Raw genomic sequence first — 22,595 nt, forward strand, 5'->3', positions numbered from 1 at the left:
AGAGCCGCAGTGGCGAAAAGAAAAATATCGCGCCATCACAAAACATTTTCACGAAGGAAATGTGTCATTTCAAAACGGAACAAGAACCGATCGAAAATCCCACAGAATTTTCACGGGATTTACATGAAATTCATGAACCCGATAAGGCTATTTGTTAATCACAATGGACTAGGTTCGCGGCCTGAATCGATGATACAGATCGAAATTACCTCTTCTTCGATCTCGCGACAGATCAATTCATACTCCGAGATCAGCGAATGATCCAGAGGATCGAGCTTGCGCTGCCGGTCAAGCATCGAGCTCGCCTCTTCGTAGGCCTCGCAGAGATTGGAAACAGAGAGGTTCTTGGCACTCAGGAGTTGCAACTGGCCGCGCAGTGCCGGAAGCTTCAGCATGAGCTTCAGAAGTCCGCGCTGTACGGCCGCGTTGGGCATTGTTTTCTACCCGCCTGATCAACAATCGATGACCTTGCCGCCAGCCCGACTGGCTGGCACGCCATTTCTCAAGGATCATTTTCTCCGGGACCGTGACGACACATCAGTCCGCCGGACACTCAACCAAAACTGGCATCCGGACTGGACCGCTCCCTCGATGGTTAACGTGACAACAGACAGACCATTTCGGAAGTACGTAACAGTAACTTTGCCCCGATAGCCTTGACGCCGAACGAATAGATCGTCCGAAATCGTCCCTCGATGCGACAAGATTTGCACCTCAGCAGGTCCCGGCACTGCAAAGACGATCCCTATGGGTGACAGATCCGCAAGGACACCTTTGTCGGGCCGCAGGTCATTTTCACCGGAACTCGGCGAACGCTGAACCCGCCGGCCGCGGGGTCGCAGGCGAAATCGATAGGGATCTTGGTCAGTCCTGGGGGCCGCCTGCCCGCCGTCTATTTCTCGAAGGCATAGATCTTGCGCCAGTCCTCTTTCATGTCGACCAGCAGCCAGTTTCTCTGTTCGGCTTCCGTCAGCGCCTTGTCCAGCTTGCCGACGGGCGATTGCCGGTCATAGGCCCATTCGCGCTCGCCATCCGTATGGTGCACGATCAGGCCGAAGCGTGGACCGGATCCCGCCGTCACCCAGCGCAGCATCTCATAGTCGCCGTCGGAATTGCCGGCGGCAAAGATCGGTCTCCGGCCGATGAACGTGTTGATGCCGACGGGTTTGCCCGGGCCATCGTCGATGAAGTCGATCTTGGGTTCGCGCGTCAGCACCGGCGTGTCACCGTCGAGCTCATACTTCGTGGTGATGCTGCTACCGACGACCTGTTCGGGCGGGATGCCATACATCTGTTCGGTCATCGGCCGCATGAATTCGATGCCGCCGCCGGAGACGATGTAGGTCTTGAAGCCGTTGGTCCGTAGATAATCGAGCAGTTCGTGCATCGGCAGATAGGTGATCTCGTTGTAGGGACGGTTGAAGCGCGGGTGTTTGGCGGTCGCAAACCAGTCCTTGACCGTCTTGGTAAACGCATCCGTCGTCATGCCGGCATGGGTTGCCATTACAAGCTCGACGATGCCCTTTTCGCCGGCGGCGGCAACACCCGCCATGTCGCCCTTGAGCAACGAAGCGAACGGCTCCTTGTCCTTCCACTCCGGGTGTTCCGGCGCCATCGCCTTGACGCGATCTATGGCGAACATGCCCTGGAAATAATTCGGCTGCTCGGTCCACAGCGTGCCGTCATTGTCGAAGACGGCGATGCGCTCCTCCGGTGCCACGAAATCGGCTCCGCCCTCACTGGTCACCCGCGTGACGAAATCGACAATCGCCGTCTTCGCCTCGCCATCGTTCCAGGATGGAAGATTGTCGGCCGGCGCATCGGCTGCGACGACGGCGGATGCGGCGAAAGCCGTGGAAAGCAGGAACAGGAGCCCGACCAGCCGCGAGCGGCACCTGCTCGGCGTGGAATTGGATCGCATCGCAAATGCCGTCATCACGCATCCTCCTTGCGGGAACGATTGAGCCCTCGCACAGTGTCAGGGCCGCCGAATGCACCGAAAACCGATATGGGTGGTCGCCGCGTTTTCCTCATGCGCATGGCGCGCCGCCGGCCGATATCGTCGGCAGTAGTTGGGTGCGCAGAGATGAGAGCCGCCTTTCACCACCCGGCGGGCGATGTGGATTGTCGGTTGTCTCGGATCGAAGCTTGCTTCCCTGTCGCCGCCGCGCGGATTGGAAGGGATACAGCAGCTCTTTTGCGCCGGCGCCGGATGATGGGTCGACCAGAAGTCGCTCGTCCATTCCCAGACATTGCCGATCATGTCGTAGAGTCCGTAACCGTTCGGCGGGAAGCTCGCCACTGGCGACGTCCGCTCGAAGCCATCAGGCCTCAGATTCTCCGTCGGGAACATGCCGTGCCAGGTATTCGCCATGAAGCGACCTTCCGGTATCAATTCGTCACCCCAGGCAAATTCGGTGCCTTCGAGCCCGCCCTTTGCCGCGAACTCCCATTCAGCCTCCGTGGGCAAGTCCTTGCCCACCCATTCCGCATAGGCCTTGGCATCCAGATAGGAGACCTGGACGACCGGATGATCGAGCTTGCCGCGGATGTTGCTCTGCCGCCCATAGGGCCGCCGCCAATCGGCACCGAACTTGAAGTTCCACCATTGCGACGGGCTGTTGCTGGTAATCCTCTTCGGCGGATCGAAGATCACCGAGCCGGCACGCATCATCTCCGGCAGGGCGCCGGGATAATCCTTCGGGTCCGGCGTCTTCTCCGCCTCGGTGACATAGTCCGTCGCCTCGACAAAGGCGGCAAACTGCCGGTTGGTCACCGGCGCCACATCGATCCAGAAGCCATCCACCTTGACCGGATGCGCCGGCGCTTCCTCCGGATAGTGCTTGTCCGAGCCCATGACGAAGGTGCCGCCTTCGATCCAGATCGGTTCGCGCGCGCTTATCGCTGCCGGCGTTTCGTTGAGAAGCGGTATCTTCTGCGACACGTGCATGCGGCTTCCATCTCCCGAAGGTGGCGAGTTCGACGACCAGACCGCTCCAAGCTAGCGCCATTCCTCTCCGACCCAAAGTACGTAACCGTTACGACGACAAACAAAACGTCCCGTGCCAAGCCAAAAATCACGCAAATGTTGGCCCTGCCGGACTTTCGTTACTGTTACGTTCTTTCCAATTGGCCAGATTTAACAATAAGCTCTGCCGAAATTTCATGATGACCGATGCTGCCGGACAGGCAGAGGAAGCAGGAATTCATGGGTGCACGCGACGATATCGAGCAACTTGGCAAGCGCATCGGCGAAGCGATCATCGGCCAGGAAGGCATGATCGAACGGTTGCTGCTGGGCTTGCTCAGCAACGGCCATCTGCTGGTCGAGGGCCTGCCGGGGCTGGCCAAGACCCGGGCTATCAAGAGCATGGCGAAGAACCTCGACGCGGAGTTGTCGCGCATCCAGTTCACGCCCGACCTTCTGCCCGCCGACATCACCGGATCGGAGATCTACTTTTCCGACGGCAGTAAAGGCGAATTCCGCTTTCAGGAAGGTCCGATCTTCGCCAATCTGATCCTGGCGGACGAGGTGAACCGTGCGCCGGCAAAAGTGCAATCGGCCCTGCTCGAAGCGATGGAGGAGCGCCAGGTCACCATCGGTGGCAAAAGCCACATGCTGCCGGATCTGTTTCTGGTGATGGCGACCCAGAACCCGATCGAGCAGGAAGGCACCTACCCGCTGCCAGAGGCGCAGCTCGACCGCTTCCTCATGCACATCCAGGTGGACTATCCCGATGCGACGTCGGAAGCCGATATCATGCGGCTCGTGCGCTCCGAGGAAATTCACGCGAAATCCAACAATCACGCGACGGAAAAACTCGCCCAGGATTCGGTGTTCACGGCGCGTCAGGAGATTTCGGCGGTCACCGTCTCCGAAGCAATCGAGAACTACATCGTCGCGCTCGTCATGGCCACCCGTTACCCCGACAAGGTCGACAAGGATCTCGCCAAATGGCTGCAGGTCGGCGTCAGCCCACGCGGCGTCATCGGTCTCGACAAGGTTTCACGGGCCCACGCCTGGCTGAACGGCCGCGACTTCGTCACCCCCGACGATGTGCAAGCCACCGTGCATGACGTCTTTCGCCACCGGCTGGTGCTTTCCTACGAGGCGCATGCCGGCGGCACCACCGCCAACCAGGTGATCGACCGTATCGTCGAACTCGTCGCGGTCGCCTGAGGATGGAGGTTCGTCGATGGCCATATCCCTGCCGGCTCTCGCCCGTTCCCGCAGCATCGTAAAGCCCCGCCAGGCCGATACGACCGGCGTCTACACGTCGGTCGACACGCTCGTCGGCCTCGAGGCCATGGCCCGAGACCTGACCTTCCTGCGCAAGGCGCCGGTGCAGCGCCTGCTCGCTGGCCGCCATGAATCGCGCATGCGCGGCCGCGGCCTCTCCTTCGAGGAGCTACGCAACTATCTCCCGGGAGACGACATCCGCGCGATCGACTGGCGAGTGACGGCACGCACCGGCAAGCCGGTCGTCCGCGTTTATGACGAAGAGAAGGACCGGCCGGCCCTGATCCTCGTCGACCAGCGCATCAACATGTTCTTCGGCAGCCGCCGTGCCATGAAATCGGTCGCCGCAGCCGAAGTTGCGGCGCTCTCGGCCTGGCGCGTGCTGGCGCTCGGCGACCGCGTCGGCGGCTTCGTCTTCGGTGACGAAGAGGTTACCGAGGTGCGCCCCTATCGGAGCCGCGAGGCGGTGATCCGGCTTGCCGACAGCATCGTTCGCCACAATATGGCACTGCAAGCGGGCTCGCAGGCGCCGCATGGCGCGGAGCAGCTCGACGTCGTGCTCACCACCGTCGCCAACGTTGCGCGGCATGATCACCTGATCATCGTCATCAGCGACTTCGACGGCTACAGCCTCGAAACCCGCGACATGCTCTTGAAGCTCTCGGCCCACAACGATGTGATCTCCGTTCTCATCTACGATCCCTTCCTGCTCGAGCTGCCGCGCAAGGGTGACATCGTCTTCAGCGGCGGACTGCTCCAGGCCGAAGTGCAATTCGGTCATGGCAATGTGCGCGAGGCGATCGACAGCTTCGCCAGAAAACGCGGGCGCGCACTGCGCGCCTGGCAGGAGGAGCTCGGCCTGCCGATGCTGCCGATTTCCGCCGCCGAGGAGGTCGCGCCGCAGTTGCGCACCATGCTCGGCCAGCTCGCCAGCCGGCAACGGAGGCGATAGCGATGGCGACCGCCGCCCCTGCGAAAGACCCTTTGCTCGAGGCGACTCTTCGGCAGCTCGCCGACATCGCCATGCCTCAGCCCGTATCGATGATGCCGCAGACCTGGGCCTGGGCGGGGCTCGGCTGCGTCATACTCCTGCTGATTGCCTTCGCGTGCTGGCGCTGGTACCGGCGCTGGGAGGCCAATCGTTACCGTCGCGAAGCACTCGCCGACCTGAAGAAGATCGAGGGACGGCTCACCGCGCCCACGACCCGCGGCGACGCGCTCGTCGCGTTGCCCGTCCTCCTGAAGCGCACCGCCCTGGTGCTCTGGCCGCGCGAGAAGATAGCCGGGCTTCATGGCACGGGCTGGACCAGCTTCCTCGATGCCAATTCCGGAGGCCCGGTGTTCCCGATTGCCTCGGCGCGTTTCTTCGAGGAAGCCGAATATCGTGGCAGCGCGGCGCTCTGCGCCATCCCGGAGCCCGATGCGCGGGCCTATGCCGCCGCTGCACGTCACTGGATCGAGGCGCACCATGTACGTGCTTGACCACGCCTGGGCGCTGATCTTTCTGCCACTGCCCTTCGCCGTCTGGTGGCTGCTTCCACCCTACCGCGAGCAATCCGCCGCAGTCAGGATACCCTTCTTCAAGGATATCACCGCGGCCGCCAATCTCGGGCCGACCGAGGGCTCCGTCGTTCCGAGAACCAATCTCGGTCAGAAGGCGATTGCGCCCATCTGCTGGGCACTGATCGTGCTGGCGCTGGCGCGGCCGCAATATGTCGAGCCGCCAATCGAAAAGACCGAGCCACAGCGCGACCTCATGCTGGCGATCGATCTTTCGCAGTCGATGGACACGCGGGATTTCCGCGATCCCTCCGGCAATCTGCAGACCCGCGTCGAGGCGGTGCACAAGGTGGTCGCCGACTTCATCGACCGGCGGCCGAACGATCGTCTCGGCTTGATCGCCTTCGGCGACGCGCCCTATCCGCTGGTGCCGTTCACGCTCGACCACAAGACGGTCAAGCTGATGCTGGCCGACAGCCTGCCCGGCATGGCCGGCCCGCGCACCGCGGTCGGCGACGCGATCGGGCTTGCGATCAAGATGTTCGACGAAAGCACCGCGCCGGACAAGGTGATGATCCTCCTGACCGACGGCAACGACACCGCCAGCAAGATGCCACCCGACAAGGCCGCCGGCATCGCCGCGGAGCGGAAGGTGGTGATCCACACAGTCGGAATTGGTGACCCCAGTGCGCAAGGCGAACAGAAGCTCGACACGGCGACCCTTCAGGGCATCGCCGAGACCACGAAGGGCCGCTACTTCTTCGGCCAGGACCAGGCGGGTCTGCAGAACATCTATGAACTGCTCGATCAGCTGACGCCGGCAAACCAGAAGACACTCTCCTGGCGTCCGCGCATCGAACTGTTCCATTACCCCCTTGGCGCAGCACTCCTGATGGTCCTCGTCTACCACGCCAGCATGTGGCTCCTCTCTTCAGTTGCCGAGCGCCGCCGGCGGCAGGAGGCAGCGCCATGATCGCGGATTTCCATTTCCTGAGGCCGCTCTGGCTGCTGGCGCTTCTCGCCGTCCCTCTGCTCATCTACCTCGTCAGCCGGCGCGGCGATGTGCGCTCGCAATGGCAAGGCATGATCGCACCGCATCTGCTTGATCACCTGCTGATCGAAAAGGGCGGCAAGCGGCGCCTGCAGCCCGTGCACATTACGGCGGCGTTGATTGCTGTTGCCGCCGTCGCGGCCGCCGGACCGACCTGGCAGCGCGAGCGCCCGCCCTTCGTCGAAGATACCGCACCGCTGGCGATCGCCATCGACCTCAATCCGACCATGAACGCGACCGACATTTCGCCGACGCGGATCGAACGCGCCAAGCTCAAGGTCCAGGACATTCTCAGCCTCAGAAAAGGTTCGCGAACCGCGCTCTTTGCCTATGCCGGCTCCGCGCACATGGTGCTGCCGCTCAGCGACGACGCGGCATTGGTCAAGACCTATCTCGCGGCACTTTCGCCCCAGATCATGCCGGTCGACGGCAAGGATACGGCAAAGGCCCTGCAGGAAGTCGAGAAGGGTCTGGCCAATGAAACGGTGCCCGGCACGATCCTGTTCATAACCGACGGGGTCGAGCGCTCTGCCTTTCAGGCGTTCGGCCAGTATCAGGGCCGCAACGCGCTGATGGTGCTCGGCATCGGCACGGTGGAAGGCGGCCCGGTGAAGACGGCCGACGGTGGGTTCCTGACCGATGCGACCGGCAGTCATGTTCGCTCCAAGCTGGATGTCGACAGCCTCAAGGCGCTGCAGTCCGCATCCAAGGCCGAGGTTGCGACCGTCACGGCTGATGATGCCGACGTGCGCTGGATCGTCAGGCGCATCCAGACCAACTTCGCTGCAAAGACCGCCGAGGGGCTGACCCGCTGGCACGATGCCGGCTGGTGGCTGACGATCCCGATTGCCGTCTTCGGCCTGTTCTGGTTCCGGCGCGGGTGGACCGTGCGCTGGGCCGTCTACCTGCTCGGCATCACCGTGCTCATGAGCAACGGGCGGGCTGAGGCCGCCGACAATCGCTTCCTCGACCTCTGGCTGACACCCGACCAGCAGGGCCGCCGCGCCTTCGAGCAGGGCGAGTTCCCAGGCGCCGCCGAGAAGTTCGCAGATCCTTCCTGGCGCGGGGCTGCGCTCTACCGTGCCGGCCGTTTCGAGGACGCGATCGACGCCTTTGCCGAAACCGATACGGCCGAGAGCTACTACAATCAGGGCAACGCCCTCATGCACCTCGGCAAGCCGGAAGAGGCGATTGCGGTTTATGAGCAGGCCTTGAAACGCCGCCCCGACTGGCCCGACGCGGAAAAGAACCTGGCCGCTGCGAAAAAATTCAAGGCCGACAAGGACAAGCAGGAACAGGACGCACAACAGGAACAGGCAGGCATAGACCCCGACCAGGTCCAGTTCGACGACAAGGGCAAGAAAGGCACAGAAGCGACGATCCAGGGTGGACCACAGACGACCGACATGTGGATGCGCAACATTCAGGTCTCGCCCGCCGAGTTGCTCGCGCGAAAATTCGCGATCGAGGCAAAGGAGGCAACGCCGTGAGCGCTCTATCCAATTTGCCTCGGCTGGTGACCTGGCTCATCGGCCTGTCGCTCTGGTTTGCCGGCGATACGCTCGCCGCCAACCCCTTCGCACGCGCCACGCTCGCGACCAAGGGAACGATTTATGCCGGGCAGCAGGTAGAGATCGACATCGACGTCTTCGTGCCGAACTATTTTTTGACCCCGCCGCAGTTTCCCTTGTTCGATCTTCAGGGTGCGGTGGTCACCATGCCCGACGACCGCGGCTTGAACCTCAACGAGACCGTCGATGGCGAGGCCTTTTCCGGCATCCGCAAGACCTATGTGATCACGCCACAGGCGGCGGGCAATTATGCCTTACCGACGATCGTGATCCCTTTCGGCTATGCCGCCGTACCGGGGCAGACGACACAGGGCAAGGTAACGGTGCCACGGCTCAAATTTGCCGTGGAAGCGGTCCCGGGAAGTGTCGGCGGCGCACCCGGCGTGACCGCTGGCGAAATCACCATCACGCAGACTTTCGACCGTGACCCGGCCGGCCTGCATGTAGGCGATGCGCTGGTACGCACCGTCACCACCCGGGCGGCTGGCCTCGCGCCCATGATGATCCCCGAGCCCAGCTTGAAGGCCCCTGAGGGCGTCAAGATTTATCAGCACGATCCGGTGCTCTCGGAGGAACGCACGCCGCGCGGCGAGGTTGCCGCGGGACTGCGCAAGGACACCGCAACCTACGTCTTTGCCGAGCCAGGCACCTTCTCTCTGCCGGCAATCACATTGGAGTGGTTCAACCCTCAATCCGGAAAGACCGAAACCGCCGGGGCCGACGGCGCGCAGGTGGAGGTCGGCGCGGCACCTGCAACGGAAGTTGCCCTTGCGCCGCCAGCACCGCCGCCCGCCGAAGAACCCTTCGATTGGTTGTGGTGGACTGCCGCCACAGCGGCTGTCCTGGCATTTGCGTTGCTGGTACAGATCGCCGCCAACCTGGCCGGCCGGCTGGAAACCTGGATCGACGCGGCGCTCACGCGCAACGCGCAATCGGAGGAGACGGCCTTTCGCCACGTTCTCGACGCTTGCCGCGACCACGACAGGGTACGGCTGGAGTCGGCTCTCGATCGCTGGTCGCGCAAGACCGGCAATGTGCCTCTTGCGAAATGGGTGGAGCGGTTCGCCGATCCGCAAACGAGAACTGCTTTCGCACACCAACGACACGCCCGCTACGGCACTCTTCAATCGCAACACCAGCGGCCCGATTTCGCCCGACTGCGTAGCGGCTTGAAGGTGGCGCGACGAAGATGGCTGGAGGACGATTTCTCCGATGACGACAGCCCGCCGACGGATGAATTGCCCGATCTCAATCCGGTGTTCGCCAACGCTTCCCACAAGCCCCTTTGACGCCCGCGGCGCTGCCGGTGATCGGCTCAGCCGTGGATCAAATATGCGAACTGGGTTCGTTCCGGCGAGTTGCAGCCCACACTGCCACCCCTCGTCGCCTCGCGCAGCGAGGTGCCACTGGCCGACGCGCACAACCGGCTGATGCTTTTCTACCAGGCGTCGCTCAACGCCTATGCCGGCTATCGCGACGAATGGGCCCGCGACATGGAATTGCTGATGCGGGTGGAACCGGACAATCCCTATTATCGCTGGTTCGTTTCGAGCAGCGAGCATTGATCGCGCACTTGCGATTCCTGGCTTCCGCGCGACAGCAAATCGTGCCGTATCGATAGACCAAGATTGAATCCTGCACAGAGCCAGAATAGCGCAAAATATTTGCACGGCAGCTGATGCCTCCGGCACAGATTTGCAACACAGAGGCATCGCCGGCGTAGTATTCTCTCCCTGTTGATCTGCCCTATGGCAGACAGGGAGGCATTCCATGGAAAAGACGGACAAACAAAACGTCGACAACACCTCGCGCGCGGCGATGGATGGCGAGATCGGCATTCTCGCGCGCCGCCGCATCGAGGCCGGTATCATCGCGCCGATCTATGAGGCGATGCGCGAGGAGATCGGCGAGGAGCGCGCTCAGGCGATCCTCGACAAGGCAATCACAAAGGCCGCGATCGAAGCTGGCAGGACCTTTGCCGCAAAGACGCCCGGCGGCACCAACCTGCGCACCTTCCAGGAGTTGCAGGATCTCTGGACCCAGGACGATGCGCTTGTCATCGAGGTGACCAAGGCGACGGATGAGGAATTCCACTACAACGTCAAGCGCTGTCGCTACGCCGAGACCTATCGCGAGATGGGGCTCGGCCATATCGGGCACCTGCTTTCCTGCAACCGCGACGGCGTCTTCTGCACCGGCTACGATCCGCGCATCACGCTCGAGCGTACCCAGACGGTGATGCAGGGTGCCTCCCATTGCGACTTCCGCTACCGTCTCAACAAGGACGCTCCGGAGCAGCCGAAATGAGTGCTGGAGCCTTGCGCACTGAGCCCAAGCGCATCAACACGCCGGCAACAATCGGCGACCGGCTGTGGAACGACATCGTCTCGACGGCGCGTTTCGGCGCTGCGGACAAGGGTGGGGTCACCCGCCTGACGCTGACCGACGAGGATCGTCAGGTCCGTGACTGGTTCGTCACCGAGTGCCGGGCGCTCGGCTGCACGGTCGAAGTCGACGGCATCGGCAACATCTTCGCAACCTATGCCGGCGAGGACATGTCGCTGCCGGCGATCGCCGTCGGCAGCCATCTTGATACGCAGCCACAGGGTGGCCGGTTTGACGGCATCCTCGGCGTGCTTGCCGGGGTCGAGGTGCTGCGTACGCTCAAGGAAACCGCCACATTGCTCCGCCATCCGCTGACGGTCGTCAACTGGACGAATGAGGAGGGGTCGCGTTTCTCGCCCGCGATGATGGGTTCAGGCGCCTTTGCCGGCGCGCTTGCACTCGACGCAGCGCACGCGCTCGCCGATCGCGAAGGTGTCACGGTCGGCACATCGCTCGATGCGATCGGCTATCGCGGCGAGACGAAAGTCGATCCGGCTGCCTTCGCGGCCTATGTCGAGCTGCACATCGAGCAGGGACCGCTGCTGGAAGCCTCCGCAACCGAGATCGGTGTCGTTACCGGCATCCAGGGGCTGCGCTGGTTCGACGTCGTCGTCACCGGCACCGAGGCTCATGCCGGCAGCACGCCGATGGCCCAGCGCGACGATGCCCTTGTCGCCGCTGCCGAAATCGTGCTCGCCGTCCGCGACATCGCCCGCGAAAATCCGCCCGGTGTCGGAACCGTCGGCTTCGTCGAGGTCGGTCCCAATTCGCGCAATGTCGTGCCCGGCGCAGTCCGGCTGCAGATCGACATGCGTCATCCGTCCGAGGCGGGCCTCGACCGGATGGAAGCCGCGTTGCAGGATGCCGTTGTGAAAGCCGGCGCAAACGCCGAACTGACGCGCATCTGGTCGAAAGCACCGGTCGTCTTTGATCCGTCGATCGTGGACGCCGTGCGGACCTCTGTAGAAGCTCTCGGTTATTCGGCCACGGACGTCGTATCGGGTGCCGGGCATGACGCGGCCCATGTCGCGACGGTCATTCCGACAGCGATGATCTTCGTGCCCTCCAAGGACGGCCTTTCGCACAACGAGGCGGAGTATACGTCGCCCGAAGAATGCGCCCGCGGCGCGGAGGTTCTGTTCCAGACGATCCTGGAACTCGACCGGCGCTGACCGTTCCTTCACCGAGCAAACAAGAAGCACCCACCGCAGTCCGTCTGCGGTGGGTGTTTGCATTTCAGGCTTGGCTGGCGCTAGCCGCGTTGCGAGTCGAGCTGCTCGTGCTCCTTCTCGACCTGCTGCGCCTTAAGGTAGCTCTCGATCAGCAGCTGATATTCCGGGAAGATCTTGGTGTAGATTTCTGCCCACTGCTGGGCGTCGTCGCGGTGCCAGGTGCGCTGCAGCTCGGAGGCGACCGCCGCCATATCCATCGGCACCACGCCGGCCTGGACGACACGGGCCAGCGTGATTTCCTCCGCCATCTTCGAATAGGTGCCCGAAGCGTCGACAACCACGAAGACCTTGTAGCCGTCATGGACGGCACTGATCGCCGGGAAGGCCATGCAAACGCTGGTGATCGTGCCGGCGATGATCAGCGTCTTGCGGCCGGTTTCCTTCACCGCGGCGACGAAATCCGGATTGTCCCAGGCGTTGATCTCGCCGCGACGGGCAACGTACCTGGCGTGCGGCGCATTGTTGTGGATTTCCGGGATCAGCGGACCGTTCGGACCCTGCGGCACGGAAGCCGTGGTAATGACGGGCATCTTTGTCAGCGTCGCCATGCTGGCAAGGGCTGCCGCATGGGCGCGCAGCTTCGGCATCGGCATATCGTTGACGGTCTGGAACAGGCCGCTCTGGTGGTCGATCAGAAGCATCACGGCGTCATCGGGATCGATGACCGGGCGCTTTCCGTTAAAGTTTGCAGGTGTCATGGTCTTGCTCCTTGTTGGTTGCGCGACAACCCGTCCGTGGTGGTTGGCGTTGAGGAGAAGATATCCATGCAACAAACCTGGCAGTAGACGGCAGTATCGGGCTATAATGTCCTGAAAACAGGACAATTGCCCATGCAGGACCTGAACGATCTCAAGCTGTTTGTCGACGTTGTCGAACAGAACGGCTTTGCCGCTGCCGCGCGCAAGCTCAACATGCCACGCTCGCGTTTGAGCCGCCGCATCGGCCTTCTGGAAGAGCGTCTTGGGGTGCGGCTGGTGCAGCGCTCGACCCGCCATTTCGTCATCACCGAGATCGGCCGGGAATACTACCGGCATTGCCTCGCCATGTTGGTGGAGGCCGAGGCGGCGCAGGAAATGATCGAGCGTATGCGCTCCGAGCCGCAGGGTGTGGTCCATGTCAGTTGCCCGTCCTCGGTGGTCTATTTCCAGGTCGCGGAAATGATCGCCCGGTTCATGGCAGAATGCCCGAAGGTCGAGGTCGTGCTCGAAAGCACCAACCGGCGCGTCGACGTGCTGCGCGAAGGCATCGACATCGCTATCCGCGTTCGCTTCCCGCCACTTGAAGAAAGCGATCTTGCCGTCAAGCGCTTTGCCGAGAGCAGGCAGCGGCTGGTCGCAAGCCCGGCACTGCTTGCGGCGATCGGCAAGCCGCTGGCGGCGGCCGACCTCGCCGCCTTCCCCAGCCTTGCCTGGGACCCGGATCGCCCCGAACACGACTGGCGGCTGGAGGGGCCCGGCGGAGCGACCGCAATCGTGCGCCATCGGCCGCGGCTCGTCACAGAAGATATGGTGGCCTTGCGGCTCGCCGCATTGAGCGGCGTCGGCATCTGCCAACTGCCGGAGATGGTGATACGGCAAGACCTGAAGGACGGTACGCTCGTCGACGTGCTACCCGGCTGGGCGCCGAGGGCTGGCATCATCCACGCGGCCTTTCCTTCACGTCGGGGTCTGCTCCCTTCGGTGCGTGCCCTGCTCGATTTTCTGGCCGCCGGATATGCGGAGCTTGCCCGTCTGGATGAGCCCAGAACCTGACGGTCGAGCGATTACACTGCGGTATGCTCCCGTGTTTTCAGGATCGCGGAAAAGCGCGGATCGAAGGTGCGGCTGATCGGCTCTGCGGCTGCCCCGATCGCCACCGCCCAAGGGTCGGTGAAACCGATCTGCAGGCGCGGCAGTGTCCTGTCGCGCCGCTCGGCGATCGAGGGGAGCAGCGGCATCATCGCCTCGACCAACAGGCGCGCGAGCCCCGGCGGAAGCCCCCCGCACAGGATCACCGTCTGCGGGTCGAAGATCGTTTCGAGCGTCTGGACGGCGGCGCGCAGTTCGAAGACCGCGGCATCGAGCCAACGCCGCACCCGCTCGTCCGGGCCGGCGGCGACCGCGTCGATATGGGCGTAAAGCTCGGGGTCGGCCGGGTCGAGGTCGAGCAGCCTGCAGAGCGAGGCGATCGAGGCGCGGTGTTCGAGCGGCGTGCGTTCATCCAGCGATGCGCCACGCGGCAGGCTGAGGATCATGCCGATCTCGCCGGCATTGCCATTGGCGCCACGGTAGAGTTCGCCGTTGAGGATCAGCCCGGCGCCAAGGCCATAGCCGAGATAGATGCAGATGGCATGGTCGACGCCGTGCGCAGCCCCAACCATGCGCTCGGCGGTGGCCGCCGCAGCGGCATCGTTCTGCAGGCCGACGTCGAGCCCCGTTCCGGTCGCAAGCGTTTCGAGCAGCGGAAAGTTCTGCCAGGCCGCCATCATCCAGGTATCGTCGTCATCGGCTTCGATACCGAAGGGACCGGGCATCGCAGCGCCAAGGCCGACGAGGCGGTCTTCCGATTGCGGCGCGATCTCCGTGAGGTCACGGCGGGTCTTCTCGATCAATTCCAGGATCGTCCGCACGCCAGTCGCCGGCCCGCCGGCCGGCAGATTGGCTTCGCCGCGGGCGAGCACCCGGCCGACGAGATCAACCGCGATCGTTCGCGTCACATGCCGGTCGATCTGCAAGCCGATTGCAAACGCTCCCTCCGGTACCAGTCGGTATGGGGTCGAGGGCTGACCGCGGCCATTGCGCACCGCCTCTAGTGATTCGACCAGCCCGTCCTGCTCCAGATCCTCGATGATGTTGGAGACCGTCTGCTTCGTGAGCGCCGTCGCGCGGGCAAGGTCCGCCCGGGACAATTGCCCATTCAGCCGCAACGCGTCGATCATGACGCGCCGGTTGTGTGCGCTCGTCCCCTCCTGATTGGTGCCGCTCTTCGCCCGGATCAGGCGCATATCGTTCATCCAAAAACCCCTCTTGACACTGTTAGAATATTGAACAAAAAATAAGTCAAGACAATTGACTTAATGAGGGCCGAAAAGAGCTCCGGGGGAACGAAGGCGATGGCAATATGCTGTCGCAAGCGCTCCGATTGAAATGTCGATAGCCGCTCCGCACGGGCGGATTTCTCGCATACGGCGGGCCGAGGCGGCACGCCGGGAAGATCTGAAACGCTTAAGTATTGGAGGTAGGAATGTTGAAATCCATAAGAACCACACTGCTTTGCGCGACCCTTGCCGGCGTATCCTTCGTCGGGCACGCGCATGCGGAAACGACGCTCAACGCTCTCTTCATGGCCCAGGCGGCCTATAGCGAGGCGGACGTGCGCGCCATGACGGAGGCCTTCACCAAGGCCAACCCGGACGTGAAGGTCAATCTCGAGTTCGTTCCCTATGAGGGCCTTCACGACAAGACCGTGCTGGCGCAGGGCTCCGGCGGCGGCTACGACGTCGTGCTCTTCGACGTTATCTGGCCGGCCGAATATGCCTCCAACAAGGTTCTCGTCGACGTGACCGACCGCATCACCGGCGAGATGAAGTCCGGCGTGTTGCCGGGCGCCTGGACGACCGTCGAATATGACGGCAAGCGCTATGGCATGCCCTGGATCCTCGACACCAAATATCTGTTCTACAACAAGGAAATCCTGGAGAAGGCCGGCATCAAGGCGCCGCCGAAGACCTGGGACGAGCTTGCCGAACAGGCGAAGGTGATCAAGGACAAGGGACTGCTCGCGACCCCGATCGCCTGGAGCTGGTCGCAGGCCGAAGCCGCGATCTGCGACTACACCACGCTGGTCAGCGCCTATGGCGGCAAGTTCATCGACGGCGGCAAGCCGGCCTTCACCTCGGGCGGCGGCCTCGATGCGCTCAACTACATGGTGACGAGCTACTCTTCCGGCCTCACCAACCCGAACTCGAAGGAGTTTCTGGAGGAGGACGTGCGCAAGGTGTTCCAGAACGGCGAAGCCGCATTCGCGCTCAACTGGACCTACATGTACAACCTCGCCAACGATCCGAAGGAAAGCAAGGTTGCCGGAAAGGTCGGCGTCGTGCCGGCGCCAGGCGTGGCGGGCAAGAGCGAAGTCTCCGCCGTCAATGGTTCGATGGGTCTTGGCATCACCTCGACCAGCAAGAACCCGGACGAGGCCTGGAAGTACATCGTCTACATGACCTCGCAGCAGACGCAGAATGCCTACGCAAAGCTCAGCCTGCCGATCTGGGCGTCTTCCTACGAGGATGCCAGCGTGACGAAGGGCCAGGAAGAGCTGATCGGCGCTGCCAAGCTCGGCCTCGCGGCCATGTATCCGCGCCCGACGACCCCGAAGTACCAGGAACTTTCGACTGCCCTTCAGCAAGCGATCCAGGAAGCACTGCTCGGCCAGGCTTCGGCTGAGGACGCCCTGAAGACAGCGGCCGAAAACAGCGGCCTCTGAGCCGCCCTCCCAAGCCCCGGGCGGCCAGCCGCCCGGGGACCGCGGGAATTGTGCGGTAGCGCTGGCATTCACGCGCTTTAACACCTTGATTTGGCGCATCATTCGCTTGGATCGATTACGGTCCGGGACAATATGCGATAGCATGACGGGGCTCCCTAGACCCGAGAAGGTTTCCATCCTATGTCCGGCACCTGGATAACAACGCGCGCATGGCTGCTCATGCTGCCGCTGCTGGTGGTGATGATTGCGGTCATCGGCTGGCCGTTGGTCGATACCGTCAGGCTTTCCTTCACCGACGCCAGGCTCGTCGGCACGGAAGGCACGTTCGTCGGCTTCGACAATTATGCGAAAATGCTCGGCGGCTCGAACTTCCTGCGCGCCTTCGTGACGACGACCTGGTTCGCGGTCGTTTCGGTCACGGCGGAAATGGTGATCGGCGTGCTCGCGGCCCTGCTGCTCAACCAGCAATTTCGTGGCCGCACAGCGCTTAGAGCCCTGATGATCCTGCCCTGGGCGCTGCCGACGGTGGTCAACGCCACCCTCTGGCGGCTGATCTACAACCCGGAATATGGCGCGCTCAACGCCGCCTTGACGCAAATCGGCCTGATCGACAGTTACCGCTCGTGGCTGGGCGAACCCGGCTCGGCACTGACGGCGCTGATCATCGCCGATTGCTGGAAGAACTTTCCGCTGGTCGCGCTGATTGCGCTTGCCGCCCTTCAGGCCGTGCCGCGCGACATCACCGCCGCCTCGCTCGTCGATGGCGCCGGGCCTTTCAACCGTTTCCGCTACGTCATCATGCCCTATCTCGCAGGTCCGTTGCTGGTCGCCCTGGTGCTGCGCACGATCGAGGCCTTCAAGGTGTTCGACCTGATCTGGGTTATGACGCGTGGCGGGCCGGCAAACAGCACCCGCACATTGTCGATCCTCGTGTACCAGGAAGCCTTCTCCTTCCAGCGGGCGGGGTCGGGCGCATCGCTCGCGCTGATCGTCACGCTGCTCGTCACCGTGCTCGCCGTCGCCTATGCCGGCCTGGTGCGCAAAGCTGCAGGAGCGTCGTGATGGAACGTCAGAACCCGGTTTTCACCGCCTTCGTCTACGCCTCGGCACTGCTGCTCGCGGCCATCATCCTCGCCCCGATCCTCTGGCTCTTCGTCATGAGCATCTCGTCGGCCGCCGATCTGTCGACCAAGCCGCTCAACTGGTGGCCCAGCGAGATCGACCTGTCGCGCTATCGGCTGCTCCTGTCGACGATCGAAAACAGCGCCGGCGCCGCCTTCACCGCTTCGCTGTTCAACAGCCTCAAGGTCGCCGGCATGGCAACGCTGGCGGCAATCGCCGTCGCCATTCCGGCCGCCTGGGCGGTCTCGCGCACGCCCAGCATCTCCTGGTCGCTCTATGGCGTCATCGCCACCTACATGCTGCCGCCGGTCGCGCTCGCCGTACCGCTTTACATGGGCCTTGCCTATCTCGGGCTTCTGAACTCGGTCTTCGGTCTCGCGCTCGTCTATCTCACCATTCTGGCGCCATTCACGACCTGGCTGCTGAAATCCGGCTTCGATTCCATTCCGAAGGAGATCGAGAGTGCGGCGATGATCGATGGTGCCCGCCTCGATCAGATCCTCCGACTGATCACGCTGCCGCTCGCCGCACCGGTCATGGCAACGTCGGCGCTTTTCGCCTTCCTGCTTGCCTGGGACGAGTTCTTCTACGCGCTGCTCTTCACCTCGGATCTGCGCGCCAAGACCCTTACGGTTGCCATCTCCGATCTCGCCGGCGGCCGTGTCTCCGATTACGGGCTGATCGCCACAGCCGGGGTGCTCGCCGCCCTGCCCCCAGTGCTGATCGGCCTTGTCATGCAGCGCGCCCTGATTTCCGGGCTCACCAGCGGCGGTGTCAAAGGATGACGGCTATGACCAATTCGGAACGCCCCGCAGGGCTCATCGCGATCGACCGCGAAATGGCACGTCAGGCCTCGGATGCCGTCGCCTCCGTCGATCAGGCGACAGCACTCGCAGCGAAGATCGCGGCTTCATTGAAGGCGACCGGAAAGCTGCTGCTGCTCGGCATGGGCGGCTCGCATGCGGTTGGCCGCGCCGTCGAGCCGCTCTATCGTGCCCATGGCATCGACGCCGTTGCCCTGCCGCTGTCGGAGCAACTCGGCCAGCCGCTATCTATAAAGGACAAGACAATCCTTGTGACCTCGCAGTCGGGCGAAAGCGCCGAGGTGCTGCGCTGGTTCAGCGAAACGAATGGCGCAACGCCACACACCTTCGGCCTCACCTTGGAAGAGGGTTCGTTCCTCGCCAAAAACGCACCGTCGCTGGTCGGCGTTGGCGGAACCGAGAAAGCCTTTGCCGCAACCCGCAGCCTGACGATCAGCTTCGCCCTGCACCTCGCCGTTCTCGCGGCTCTCGGCGATGACCCGACCGACGCGCTTGATGCGCTGGAAAACCCGCAATCGCCCGACACGTCGGCGGCACTCGAAGCCCTGCACAGCGTCCGCTCCGTCGTCACGTCCGGTCGCCGGCTGCAGGGCCTCGCCGAAGCGATCGGCCTTGGCCTGACCGAGCTTTCGCGCCTGCCCTGCTTCTCGCTCGAGGGCGGCCAGCTTCGGCACGGGCCGATGGAAATGCTCGGCCCATCCGTCGGCGTCGTCCTCTTCCGCGCGGCCGATCCGACTGCCGGCCTCGTAGAAGCCATGGCCATTTCCGCCGCCGAAGCCGGCTCGCCGGTCATCGTCTTCGATGCCTCCGGCGAGGCCCCCGTCGAAGGCGTCAGCACCATCCCCTTTGCACGCGCCTCCGGCATGGCGGCGATTTTCGCCATGCTGCCGGTTGCGCAATCCTTCATGATCGCCTTTGCCACGTCCCGCGTCGAGAATGCCGGCACTCCGGTGCGCTCGACCAAGATCACCCGGAGCGAATAAACGATGCGTCCTCTTGCAGTGGTCGGCAATGCCAATGTCGATCTCATTCTCGGACCAGCGGCCCCCTGGCCGAAGGCCGGAACCGAAATCATCGTCGATCACGACGAGCTGCGCGTCGGCGGCTGCGCCGGCAACAGCGCGCTCGCCTGGGATTCGCTCGGCGTCGACTACGCGATCGCCGCCAATGTCGGCAACGACCAGTTCGGCACCTGGCTGAGGGAGGCGTTTCCGGAGCGGTCCAAATCCTGGCCGGTCGAAAATGTCGGCACCACACTATCCGTCGGCATTACCCATCCCGATGGCGAGCGCACCTTCTTCACCACGCGCGGGCACCTGCCGTTGCTCACCTTCGAGGAGGTCCGCGCCATGCTCGACGGCGAGAAACTGCGCGGCGGTTACGCGCTTCTGACCGGCTCATTCCTGACCGACGCCCTGACGGCAGACTATGACCGCTTCTTCGACTGGGGCGATACGCACGACATCGCCGTTGCACTTGATACGGGCTGGCCGCTCGACGGCTGGACCGTGGCGAATTGCGCCGCAACGGTCGGCTGGCTCGGCCGCTGCCATCTGGCGCTCTTCAACGAAGTCGAGACGACGACGCTGACCGGTCTCTCCGACCCGAGCGAGGCGGCCCACGAACTCCGCAAACACATGCCCGAAGGCGCAATCGTCGTCGTCAAGCGCGGTCCGCACGGCGCGATCGCCATCGATGCGGAAGGCCGTCTTTCTTCGGCCGCCGCCCCCGCGGTTACCGTCGTCGATACCATCGGCGCCGGTGACGTCTTCAATGCCGGTTTCCTGGCAGCGCTTGCCGCCGAGATGCCTCTGGAAGCCTGTCTTCGCACCGGCGTCGCCATCGCTTCCGAGGCGATTTCCACCCTGCCGCGCAGCTACGGCAAACCGCTTTCGTCCTTTCTTCAGGAGACCGGCGCATGAGCGCTCTTGCCATAGAGAACATTCACAAGCGCTACGGCGAGGTCGAGACGCTGAAGGGGATCGACATCGATCTCGATAGCGGCGAGTTCCTGGTGCTGCTCGGCTCATCCGGCTGCGGCAAGTCGACCCTGCTCAACATCATCGCCGGACTTGCCGAGCCGAGTGGCGGCGACATCCGCATCGGCGATCGCTCCATTCTCGGCGCCCATCCGAAGGACCGCGACATCGCCATGGTGTTTCAATCCTATGCGCTCTACCCCAACATGAGCGTCGCTCGGAACATCGGCTTCGGGTTGGAGATGCGCAAGGTTCCGAACGCCGAGCGTGAGAAGGCAGTCAAGGAAACGGCGAAACTGCTGCAGATCGAAAACCTGCTCGAGCGCAAGCCGAGCCAGCTTTCCGGCGGCCAGCGCCAGCGCGTCGCCATTGGCCGGGCGCTGGTGCGCAATCCGCAGGTCTTCCTCTTCGACGAACCGCTCTCCAACCTCGACGCGAAGCTGCGCATGGAGATGCGCACCGAGCTCAAGCGCCTGCACCAGATGCTGAAGACCACGGTCGTCTACGTCACCCACGACCAGATCGAGGCGATGACACTCGCGACCCGCATCGCGGTCATGCGCGACGGGCGGATCGAGCAGCTCGGCACGCCAGAAGAGATCTACGACCGCCCGGCCACACTCTATGTCGCCGGCTTCGTCGGCTCGCCGCCGATGAACATCCTGGAGGCGACCGTTGTCGAAGGTCAGTTGAAAATCGCCGGTGACGGCCAGGCGATCGCCCTGCCGTCACGCCTCCGCAACGTTGTCTCCGATGGCCAGCGCGTCAAGGCTGGTGTTCGCCCGGAAGCGCTGCGACTTGTCGCTGGTGACGAGCCCACGCCGCAGTTCAAGGCCCGCGTCGAGGTCGTCGAATTGACCGGCCCCGAACTCGTCACGACTGCGCGGATCGGCGACCAGCGCATCACCGCCTGCCTGCCACCGCGCAGTTCGGTCCTGTCGGGCGAAGAGCGTACCTTCACCATCGAGGCGGATGCCCTTCATCTCTTCGATCCCGACACCGGCCGGTCGCTGGCGAAAGACTGAGGGTGCGGGCGGGCGACGACCGGGATTGCTTTAGCAACGCCTTTTCCTTCCTGTGAGAATCGTTCATCACAGGTTGTCCCGCGCGAGAAGAGGAAGTGACCGCGATGCCCCTGCAGATCGAAACGCCGGCCGTTCTCGTCGATCTCGAAATTGCCAAGCGCAACATCGAGCGCTTCCAGGCCTATGCCAATGAACATGGCATTCGCGTGCGCCCGCACATCAAGACACACAAGCTGCCGCAGATGGCCGAGCTTCAGCTTGCGGCCGGCGCCATTGGCATCACCTGCCAGAAGGTCACCGAAGCCGAGGCGATGGTCGACGGCAGCGACCGGATCAGGGATGTGCTGATCACCTACAACATTCTCGGTGACGCCAAGATGGCACGGCTGGAACGGCTCAATGGCCGCGTCGCACTTGCCGTCGTCGCTGACGGCGAGACCGTGATCGATGGGCTAGCTGGGTATTTCGCCGGCAAGGACAAGCCGCTGCGCGTATTTGTCGAATGCAACACCGGTGCCGATCGCTGCGGCGTTGGCACGCCGGCAGAAGCGGCAAGGCTCGCCCGCCGTATCGCGAACGCAAAAGGCCTCGTCTTCGGTGGACTGATGACCTATCCGCCCGTCAACGGCGAGGCGAAGGTTCAGGCTTTCATGACCGAGGCGAAACAGCTGATCGAAGCCGACGGCATCGCGGTGCCTGCCATCACCTCGGGCGGCACGCCCAGCATGATGCACGCCGCCGGCGCCCCGGTCGCCAGCGAGTACCGGCCCGGCACCTATATCTACAACGACCGCTCACTCGTTTCCCGTGGTGTCGCCGGCTGGGACGATTGCGCCCTGACTGTGCTTGCAACCGTTGTTTCCGTGCCTTCGGAAAACCGCGCGATCATCGATGCCGGCAGCAAGGTGCTGACCTCGGACCTGCTTGGCCTCACCGGCTACGGTCACGTGCTTGGCCGCGACGACATCCGCATCGACCAACTTTCGGAAGAACACGGCCGCCTCGTCACCGACGGGCCAATCAACCTTAGGGTTGGCGATCAGCTGCGCATCGTGCCCAATCACGCCTGCGTCGTCACGAACATGGTCGATGCGGTCCACATCGTCGAAGGCGACACGCTGAAGGACACCTGGCCGATCGTCGCCCGCGGCCGCGTCCTTTAGGATCGCGCCTTAGAGACCCTACAGAAATCTGTACACGCCTGG

The 22,595-nt window shown here is 63.3% G+C and carries 22 protein-coding genes; 17 read left to right on the forward strand and 5 right to left on the reverse strand.

Annotation, left to right across the window (positions count from 1 at the left end; genetic code table 11):
- Positions 1-158: 158 nt before the first annotated feature.
- The 3 genes from PWG15_RS29040 to PWG15_RS29050 form a co-directional block, all read right to left on the reverse strand.
- On the reverse strand, positions 159-434 hold the full coding sequence (locus PWG15_RS29040; RefSeq protein WP_275024976.1) for a hypothetical protein: 276 nt from the start codon (positions 432-434) through the stop codon (positions 159-161).
- A 458-nt stretch (positions 435-892) separates the two neighbouring features.
- A complete protein-coding gene (locus tag PWG15_RS29045; protein ID WP_275024977.1) occupies positions 893-1,936 on the reverse strand; it encodes an HAD family hydrolase in 1,044 nt (347 codons plus the stop codon).
- A gap of 42 nt (positions 1,937-1,978) precedes the next feature.
- The gene (locus tag PWG15_RS29050) at positions 1,979-2,950 is read right to left on the reverse strand and encodes a formylglycine-generating enzyme family protein (RefSeq protein WP_275024978.1); all 972 of its coding nucleotides are present in this window, start codon (positions 2,948-2,950) and stop codon (positions 1,979-1,981) included.
- 258 nt (positions 2,951-3,208) lie between these two features.
- Between PWG15_RS29050 and PWG15_RS29055 the strand changes: the two genes are divergently transcribed.
- The 9 genes from PWG15_RS29055 (at position 3,209) to PWG15_RS29095 (ending at position 11,919) form a co-directional block, all read left to right on the forward strand.
- Entirely contained in the window at positions 3,209-4,180 is a 972-nt protein-coding gene (locus PWG15_RS29055) for an AAA family ATPase (protein ID WP_275024979.1), read from the forward strand.
- A gap of 16 nt (positions 4,181-4,196) precedes the next feature.
- On the forward strand, positions 4,197-5,192 hold the full coding sequence (locus PWG15_RS29060; RefSeq protein ID WP_275024981.1) for a DUF58 domain-containing protein: 996 nt from the start codon (positions 4,197-4,199) through the stop codon (positions 5,190-5,192).
- A gap of 2 nt (positions 5,193-5,194) precedes the next feature.
- Positions 5,195-5,722 carry a DUF4381 domain-containing protein gene (locus PWG15_RS29065; RefSeq protein ID WP_275024983.1) on the forward strand — a complete coding sequence of 176 codons (528 nt, stop codon included), beginning with the start codon at positions 5,195-5,197 and terminating at the stop codon, positions 5,720-5,722.
- The gene (locus tag PWG15_RS29070; protein WP_275024985.1) at positions 5,709-6,713 is read left to right on the forward strand and encodes a vWA domain-containing protein; all 1,005 of its coding nucleotides are present in this window, start codon (positions 5,709-5,711) and stop codon (positions 6,711-6,713) included. The genes PWG15_RS29065 and PWG15_RS29070 overlap by 14 nt, the downstream gene beginning before the upstream one ends.
- Positions 6,710-8,281, forward strand: coding sequence for a VWA domain-containing protein (locus PWG15_RS29075; protein WP_275024986.1), 1,572 nt, complete (start codon positions 6,710-6,712; stop codon positions 8,279-8,281). Before PWG15_RS29070 ends, PWG15_RS29075 begins: the two co-directional genes overlap by 4 nt.
- The gene (locus PWG15_RS29080; protein ID WP_275024987.1) at positions 8,278-9,651 is read left to right on the forward strand and encodes a hypothetical protein; all 1,374 of its coding nucleotides are present in this window, start codon (positions 8,278-8,280) and stop codon (positions 9,649-9,651) included. The genes PWG15_RS29075 and PWG15_RS29080 overlap by 4 nt, the downstream gene beginning before the upstream one ends.
- A gap of 69 nt (positions 9,652-9,720) precedes the next feature.
- Positions 9,721-9,927: a hypothetical protein gene (locus tag PWG15_RS29085; protein WP_275024990.1), complete on the forward strand. Its 207-nt coding sequence runs from the start codon at positions 9,721-9,723 to the stop codon at positions 9,925-9,927.
- Between the two features lie 205 nt (positions 9,928-10,132).
- Positions 10,133-10,669, forward strand: a complete 537-nt coding sequence (locus tag PWG15_RS29090) for an L-2-amino-thiazoline-4-carboxylic acid hydrolase (RefSeq protein ID WP_275024991.1) — start codon at positions 10,133-10,135, stop codon at positions 10,667-10,669.
- Complete coding sequence (locus PWG15_RS29095) at positions 10,666-11,919, forward strand: Zn-dependent hydrolase (protein WP_275024992.1); 1,254 nt, start codon at positions 10,666-10,668, stop codon at positions 11,917-11,919. Before PWG15_RS29090 ends, PWG15_RS29095 begins: the two co-directional genes overlap by 4 nt.
- 80 nt (positions 11,920-11,999) lie before the next feature.
- On the opposite strand, the gene PWG15_RS29100 is transcribed toward PWG15_RS29095, so the two are convergent.
- The gene (locus tag PWG15_RS29100) at positions 12,000-12,677 is read right to left on the reverse strand and encodes an isochorismatase family protein (RefSeq protein WP_275024994.1); all 678 of its coding nucleotides are present in this window, start codon (positions 12,675-12,677) and stop codon (positions 12,000-12,002) included.
- A 132-nt stretch (positions 12,678-12,809) separates the two neighbouring features.
- Here PWG15_RS29100 and PWG15_RS29105 point away from each other — a divergent pair, with 132 nt between their 5' ends.
- Positions 12,810-13,730, forward strand: a complete 921-nt coding sequence (locus tag PWG15_RS29105; RefSeq protein ID WP_275024995.1) for a LysR substrate-binding domain-containing protein — start codon at positions 12,810-12,812, stop codon at positions 13,728-13,730.
- Between the two features lie 11 nt (positions 13,731-13,741).
- Here the strand turns inward: PWG15_RS29105 and PWG15_RS29110 are convergent, their stop codons facing one another.
- Positions 13,742-14,971, reverse strand: a complete 1,230-nt coding sequence (locus tag PWG15_RS29110; protein ID WP_275024996.1) for an ROK family transcriptional regulator — start codon at positions 14,969-14,971, stop codon at positions 13,742-13,744.
- A 230-nt stretch (positions 14,972-15,201) separates the two neighbouring features.
- On the opposite strand from PWG15_RS29110, the gene PWG15_RS29115 reads away from it, so the two are divergent.
- The 7 genes from PWG15_RS29115 to PWG15_RS29145 all read left to right on the forward strand — a co-directional run bounded on the left by PWG15_RS29115 (position 15,202) and on the right by PWG15_RS29145 (position 22,553).
- Complete coding sequence (locus PWG15_RS29115) at positions 15,202-16,440, forward strand: extracellular solute-binding protein (RefSeq protein ID WP_275024997.1); 1,239 nt, start codon at positions 15,202-15,204, stop codon at positions 16,438-16,440.
- A 180-nt stretch (positions 16,441-16,620) separates the two neighbouring features.
- The gene (locus PWG15_RS29120) at positions 16,621-17,502 is read left to right on the forward strand and encodes a carbohydrate ABC transporter permease (protein WP_275024998.1); all 882 of its coding nucleotides are present in this window, start codon (positions 16,621-16,623) and stop codon (positions 17,500-17,502) included.
- Entirely contained in the window at positions 17,502-18,347 is an 846-nt protein-coding gene (locus PWG15_RS29125; RefSeq protein ID WP_275024999.1) for a carbohydrate ABC transporter permease, read from the forward strand. Before PWG15_RS29120 ends, PWG15_RS29125 begins: the two co-directional genes overlap by 1 nt.
- Positions 18,344-19,369, forward strand: a complete 1,026-nt coding sequence (locus tag PWG15_RS29130) for an SIS domain-containing protein (protein ID WP_275025000.1) — start codon at positions 18,344-18,346, stop codon at positions 19,367-19,369. Before PWG15_RS29125 ends, PWG15_RS29130 begins: the two co-directional genes overlap by 4 nt.
- Positions 19,370-19,372: 3 nt before the next feature.
- Positions 19,373-20,308 carry a PfkB family carbohydrate kinase gene (locus PWG15_RS29135; RefSeq protein WP_275025001.1) on the forward strand — a complete coding sequence of 312 codons (936 nt, stop codon included), beginning with the start codon at positions 19,373-19,375 and terminating at the stop codon, positions 20,306-20,308.
- The gene (locus tag PWG15_RS29140) at positions 20,305-21,390 is read left to right on the forward strand and encodes an ABC transporter ATP-binding protein (RefSeq protein WP_275025002.1); all 1,086 of its coding nucleotides are present in this window, start codon (positions 20,305-20,307) and stop codon (positions 21,388-21,390) included. Before PWG15_RS29135 ends, PWG15_RS29140 begins: the two co-directional genes overlap by 4 nt.
- 104 nt (positions 21,391-21,494) lie before the next feature.
- On the forward strand, positions 21,495-22,553 hold the full coding sequence (locus tag PWG15_RS29145) for a D-TA family PLP-dependent enzyme (protein WP_275025003.1): 1,059 nt from the start codon (positions 21,495-21,497) through the stop codon (positions 22,551-22,553).
- The last annotated feature ends 42 nt before the right edge of the window (positions 22,554-22,595 follow it).

The organism is Ensifer adhaerens, from assembly GCF_028993555.1.
Taxonomy (GTDB): domain Bacteria; phylum Pseudomonadota; class Alphaproteobacteria; order Rhizobiales; family Rhizobiaceae; genus Ensifer; species Ensifer adhaerens_I.